The organism is Nonomuraea lactucae (assembly GCF_003313395.1).
In the GTDB taxonomy this organism is placed as follows: domain Bacteria; phylum Actinomycetota; class Actinomycetes; order Streptosporangiales; family Streptosporangiaceae; genus Nonomuraea; species Nonomuraea lactucae.
In genome coordinates this window covers 1-5,326 of the sequence record NZ_QNFZ01000811.1, presented here as the reverse complement: position 1 = coordinate 5,326, position 5,326 = coordinate 1, and the positions used below count along the sequence as shown (strand labels likewise).

The window sequence follows — 5,326 nt, the reverse complement described above, 5'->3', positions numbered from 1 at the left end:
GATCGCGGTGCGCCCGGCCGCCACGGCGGCGAGCACGGCGCCGGTGTCCTCGGCCAGGACCCAGGTGGTCGGCGAGCCGGGCAGGCCGTCGGCGCCGTGGCGGTGGAAGTCGCTGGCGCCGATCGCGACCAGGTCGTCGCGCCAGGCGTCGGCCCAGGCGAGCGGCGCGCCCCAGCGCCGGTCCCACCAGCCGGAGTGCCAGACCTCGGCCACGCGGGGCCGCTCGGCCAGCGGGTGCAGCCAGGCGCAATCGCCGCCCAGCGGGTGGTTGATCGAGATGAGGCCGCCGCCTTCGCGGGCGTGCCGCACCCACGAGTCGGCGGGCTCACGGAAGTCGACCCAGCCGACGTCGCCGAAGACGTTGGCGTGGCCGCCGTCGGTGGTGACCTCCTGGCCGGGCAGCAGCGCGATGCCGTGGCCGGCCAGCTCGGGGTGGTGGCTGACCGTGTTGTGGTCGGTGACGGCCAGGAAGTCGAGCCCGCGCCCGCGGGCCAGCGCGGCGAGTTCGGGGACGGTCAGCGCGCCGTCGCTGTGCACGGTGTGGGCGTGGAGGTCCCCGGCGTACCAGCGCAGCCCGTCGAGGTCGGGGATGTCGCGGCGCGGCGGACGCTCTCCCGCCGGCGGCAGGCCGGCGACCGGCCGGGCCGGGAGCGTGCTCTCGGTGCGGATCTCCAGCGTGTAGCCGATGCCCTCCGGCGGCACCCGGTGCAGCCGGATCCACACGTGCCAGGTGCCCTCCTCCAGCGGTCCCGGCAGGTAGCCGGGCGTCGCCCAGCCCTCGGTGACGGTGTAGGCGTCGCGGGCGCCGCCGGACCAGCCGCGGAATCCCGCCGGCGAGCCGCAGCCGAGGTCGAGCACCCCTTGAGACCGGTCGTAGGCCAGCCGCACGGTCACGGCGGCGGTGCCCGGCGGCACCTCGAAGGCCACCTCGCGCAGCGTCCGCTCCAGCCGGTCCTCCAGGCTCCAGCGCCCCCTGATCACCGTCATCCCGTCACCAGCTCGCCGTCGCGGTAGACGAGCGCCCGGTCGCGGCGCGGCACGGCGTAGCCCTGGTCGCCCACGGCCGGCTCGCGGCCCTCGGGCACGACGACCTGGACCATCACCTCGTTGACGTCCAGCGTCACCAGGTGGGACGCCCCGAGGTTCTCCATGATCGCCACCTTTCCGCCCAGTGCTCCCTCCGCCGGCTCGCTCGCGTAGGCGTTGTACTCGGGCCGCACGCCGTACACGATCCTCTCGCCGTCGGCGAGCAGGCCCTCGGCCGACGACGGGACGGGCAGCGCGCACCCGGCCACCTCAAGCCTGCCATCGCGGACGACGCCGTCGAGGAGGTTCATGGGAGTGGACCCGATGAAGGCGGCGACGAACGTGTTGGCGGGCCGCCGGAAGACCTCGGCCGGCGTGCCGATCTGCCGGATGTGCCCGGCCTCCATGACGGCCATGCGGTCGGCCATGGCCAGCGCCTCGGCCTGGTCGTGGGTGACGAACACGGTGGTGACGCCCAGGTCGCGCTGGAGCTTCTTCAGGAACGTCCGCGCCTCCAGCCGGAGCCGGGCGTCGAGGTTGGACAGCGGCTCGTCGAACAGGAACGCCTGCGCCTGGGTCGCCATGACCCGGGCGAGCGCGACGCGCTGCTGCTGCCCCCCGGAGAGCCGGCCGGGGCGCCGGTCCATGAGGTGTTCGAGGCCGAGGCGGGCCCCCACCTCGGCGGCCCTGGCCCGGCGGGCGGCCCTGGCCACCTTCTTGACGCGTAACGGGTAGGCGATGTTGTCGGAGACGTCCATGTGCGGGAAGAGCGCGTAGTCCTGGAAGACCATGGCGACGTTCCGGCCGCCCGGCTGCACTCCCGTCACGTCGCGGTCGCCGATCACGACCGCGCCACCGGTGGCGGTCTCCAGACCGGCGATCGTGCGCAGCAGCGTGGTCTTGCCGCACCCGGAGGGACCGAGCAGGGCGAAGAACTCGCCGTCCGGGATGGCCAGGTCGAGGTGGTCGAGCGCGCGCACCCCGCCGGGGTAGACCTTGGTCAGGCCGCGCAGTTCGATGGCCGCCATCACCGCTTGATCCCTCCGTGGAAGCGGAAGCCGTACTTCCTGCTGACGATCAGGTACATGAGCACCACGGGCACCGAATAGAGCAGGCCGAACGTGGACAGCAGGCGCAGGTCGGCCTGGCCGCCCTCGGTGTAGAGCGTGTACATGATCACCGCGGCGGGCTGCTTCTCCACATCTCTCAGCAGCAGGAACGGCATCAGGAAGTTGCCCCAGACGTTGGCCACGGCCCACACCGCGATGGTCGCGAGGCCGGGCCGTACCAGGGGGACGACCACGTGCCGGACGATCTGCAGCGGCGAGGCCCCGAAGACGCGCGCCGACTCCTCGTACGACTCCGGCGTGGAGTCCATGAAGTCCTTCAGCATGAAGATCGCCGCGGGCAGCAGGCCGCCGGACAGGATGAGGATCAGCCCCAGCCGCGAGTCGATCAGCCGCAGGTCCACGGCCAGCTGGAACAGCGGCACCATCGCCGCCGTGCCGGTGATGATCGACGACAGCAGGAGCAGCACGTAGAGCAGCGCGTCGCGGCCCGGCAGCCGGACCCGGCTGAGCGCGTAGGCGGCCAGCGCCGCGAGGAGCACCACGAGCAGGGCGGTGCCGGCCGAGAGCACCAGCGAGTTGTACAGCGACGGCAGCGCGTACGGGTGCTCCAGGATCGTCCGGAAGTTCTCCCAGGTGAGGTCCGGCGCCGCCACCTTGTACGTCGGGTCGGAGGTGAGCGGGGCCGACGCCAGCCACAGCAGCGGCAGCGTGAAGAACGCCAGCAGCACCGCGATCAGCGTGGCGAATCCGATCCTCCCGAGCGCGAACCGCGTCATCTCCGGCTCCTCAGCAGGCGCAGGTAGCAGACCGCCACGACCAGGTTGATCAGCAGGATGATCGTGGAGATGGCCGCCCCGTACCCGAGCGAGCCGTTGCGCACGGCCTCGATGTAGACGTGCACGGCCAGCACCTCGGACCTCCCGTCGGGACCGCCCGCGGTCAGCATGAACGGGGTGAAGTCGTTGAACGTCCACAGGCTGATCAGCAGCAGGTTGGTCAGGACGTGCCCCCTGATGTGCGGGAAGACCACGTCCCTGAGCTGCCGCCGGCTTGACGCGCCGGCCAGGCGGGCGCTCTCCAGGTGCGACGGGGGCACGCTCTCCAGGGCCGCCGCGTAGAGCAACATCGAGAACGCGGTCCCGCGCCAGACGTTGAAGACGATGATCGACAGCATCGGGTGGTCGATCAGCCAGGCGACGTCGGTGAGGCCGAGCACCGCGTTGAGGGTGCCGTCGGAGGGGTCGAGCAGCGCCACCCACAGGAACGCCACCACCGCGCTGGGCAGGATCCAGGCCAGGATGACCAGGCCCTCCACGATCCTCCGTAGCGGCCCGCGCCTGTCGCGCAGCAGCCACGCAATCGCGAACCCGAGCACGGCCTGCCCGGCCACCGCCGACCCGGCCACGAACTGGACGGTCAGCCAGGTCGAGCCCCAGAAGCGGGGGTTGGCCAGCGCGGCCAGGAAGTTGTCGAGGCCGACGATCCGCGGCTCGGCGGCGGCGACGCCGGTCAGCCGGTAGTCGGTGAGCCCCAGGTAGAGCACCCAGAGCGCCGGGAACACGAGGAACACCGCGATGAGCGCCAGCGCCGGGGCCGTGAAGGCGCCCGCGCGCAGCCTGCCCAGGCCCGCCGCGTCCACGCTGTGGCGATGGCCCCGCTCCCCTCCGGCCGGGGGCGGCCCAAGGTCAGCGGGCGTTGCCGGCGGGGCCACCGACGGTTCCTTCGAGCTTCCTCCGGCCGCCGTCGACGCCGATCACGCCGGCGCTCTTGCCTGACCTGGGGGTGAGGGAGAGCGTGGACTTGTTACGCTCGTCGTCGACGCCGCTGGGGACGAATTTGACCTCGACCTCCTTGCCCATGCAGACCCTCCGACTCGCGAGTTACGGAGCTTCAGCAAATATGTCATGACATACGGATGTCGTAAAGGGCTGCATATATCTCGGGAATGTGTCCGCCCCATTACCGACCGCGCACAGCGGCCCGCCCGGCGGCCAGGTGCCGCCGCGAGGGCCCGCCCCGTCCCCCGCCGGATGGCTCCCGCTGGACCAATCCGGAACATAACGGACATGCTAATGTCAGGACATTACGTCGTAATGGGGGAGTAGAGCCCTCTGGAGGTGCGTTGTTCGACCTGATCACGATCGGCCGCTGCGGCGTCGACGTCTATCCTCTCCAGACCGGCGTGGGGCTGGCCCACGTCGAGACCTTCGGCAAGTTCCTGGGCGGCAGTCCCACCAACGTCGCGGTGGCCGCGGCGCGCCACGGCCTGCGCTCGGCGGTCATCACCGCCACGGGAGCCGACCCCTTCGGTGAGTACGTCCGGCAGGCCATCCGCGGCTTCGGCGTCGACGACGCCTTCGTCGCCACGGTCGACGGACCACCGACCCCCGTCACCTTCTGCGAGATCTTCCCGCCCGACCACTTCCCGCTCTACTTCTACCGCGGCGACCATCCACCTGACCTGCGGGTCACGGCCGAGTCGCTGGACCTGGCCGCGATCCGCGACGCCCGGGTGTTCTGGTTCACCGCCACCGGCCTGAGCCAGGAGCCCAGCCGCTCCGCCCACGCGGCGGCGCTGGCGGCGCGCGGCTCCGGCTGGACCGTGTTCGACCTCGACTACCGTCCCATGCTGTGGGAGTCGCCCGAGGCGGGCCAGCGGGGCGTGCGCGAGGTGCTCCCCCACGCCAACGTGGCCGTCGGCAACCTCGACGAAGTCGAGAACGCCGTCGGCACCCGAGACCCCGAAGCCGCGGCGCAGGCGCTGCTGGACGCCGGGATGCGGGTGGCCATCGTGAAGATGGGCCCGGAAGGGGTGCTGGCCCGCAGCGCCGACGAGCACGTGATCGCCGAGCCGGTCAAGGTCGAGGTGGTCAACGGGATCGGCGCGGGAGACGCCTTCGGCGGCGCGCTCTGCTTCGGGCTGCTGAGCGGCTGGTCGCTGGAGCGGACGGTGCGCTTCGCCAACGCGGCGGGCGCGTTCGTCGCCACCCGCCTCGCCTGCGCCGACGCCATGCCGACCACGGACGAGGTGCTGGCACTGCTATGAGCGAGACGACCCTCCCCACCACGGGGACCACCGCGGGGACCACCACGGGGACCACCACACCCGCCACCACGCCTGTGCCGGTGGCCGACTCCTACGAGCGCCTCACCCGCATCCGCGCCACCACCCCCGGCGCGATCGCCGAAGCCGCGGCGCGCCGGCGGCGGCGCGGGCTGCCCCGGGACGG

6 protein-coding genes and 1 pseudogene are annotated in these 5,326 nt (G+C 72.2%); 2 read left to right on the top strand and 5 right to left on the bottom strand.

Going from position 1 to position 5,326, the window contains the following annotated elements; all coding sequences use genetic code 11:
* The 5 genes from DQW85_RS28300 to DQW85_RS44910 form a co-directional block, all read right to left on the bottom strand.
* Nucleotides 1–987, bottom strand: a 987-nt coding sequence (locus tag DQW85_RS28300) for a CehA/McbA family metallohydrolase (RefSeq protein ID WP_162795444.1), incomplete at its 3' end; no start/stop codon positions are given.
* On the bottom strand, nucleotides 984–2,054 hold the full coding sequence (locus DQW85_RS28295; RefSeq protein WP_113702927.1) for an ABC transporter ATP-binding protein: 1,071 nt from the start codon (nucleotides 2,052–2,054) through the stop codon (nucleotides 984–986). The genes DQW85_RS28300 and DQW85_RS28295, both read right to left, overlap by 4 nt.
* Nucleotides 2,054–2,872, bottom strand: coding sequence for a carbohydrate ABC transporter permease (locus tag DQW85_RS28290; RefSeq protein WP_113702926.1), 819 nt, complete (start codon nucleotides 2,870–2,872; stop codon nucleotides 2,054–2,056). The genes DQW85_RS28295 and DQW85_RS28290 overlap by 1 nt, the downstream gene beginning before the upstream one ends.
* Nucleotides 2,869–3,735: a carbohydrate ABC transporter permease gene (locus DQW85_RS28285; protein ID WP_240197482.1), complete on the bottom strand. Its 867-nt coding sequence runs from the start codon at nucleotides 3,733–3,735 to the stop codon at nucleotides 2,869–2,871. The genes DQW85_RS28290 and DQW85_RS28285 overlap by 4 nt, the downstream gene beginning before the upstream one ends.
* A 46-nt stretch (nucleotides 3,736–3,781) precedes the next feature.
* A complete protein-coding gene (locus DQW85_RS44910) occupies nucleotides 3,782–3,955 on the bottom strand; it encodes a hypothetical protein (RefSeq protein WP_162795443.1) in 174 nt (57 codons plus the stop codon).
* A 263-nt stretch (nucleotides 3,956–4,218) separates the two neighbouring features.
* On the opposite strand from DQW85_RS44910, the gene iolC reads away from it, so the two are divergent.
* Nucleotides 4,219–5,142, top strand: coding sequence for a 5-dehydro-2-deoxygluconokinase (gene iolC, locus DQW85_RS28280; protein ID WP_240197481.1), 924 nt, complete (start codon nucleotides 4,219–4,221; stop codon nucleotides 5,140–5,142).
* Nucleotides 5,139–5,326, top strand: a pseudogene (locus tag DQW85_RS28275) (hypothetical protein); the annotation flags it as partial. The gene iolC and the pseudogene DQW85_RS28275, both read left to right, overlap by 4 nt.

Coding starts and splice junctions, on each gene's coding strand:
- DQW85_RS28295 (WP_113702927.1), bottom strand. CDS start 2,054: ATGGCGGCCATCGAACTGCGCGGCCTGACCAAGGTCTACCCCGGCGGG.
- DQW85_RS28290 (WP_113702926.1), bottom strand. CDS start 2,872: ATGACGCGGTTCGCGCTCGGGAGGATCGGATTCGCCACGCTGATCGCG.
- DQW85_RS44910 (WP_162795443.1), bottom strand. CDS start 3,955: ATGGGCAAGGAGGTCGAGGTCAAATTCGTCCCCAGCGGCGTCGACGAC.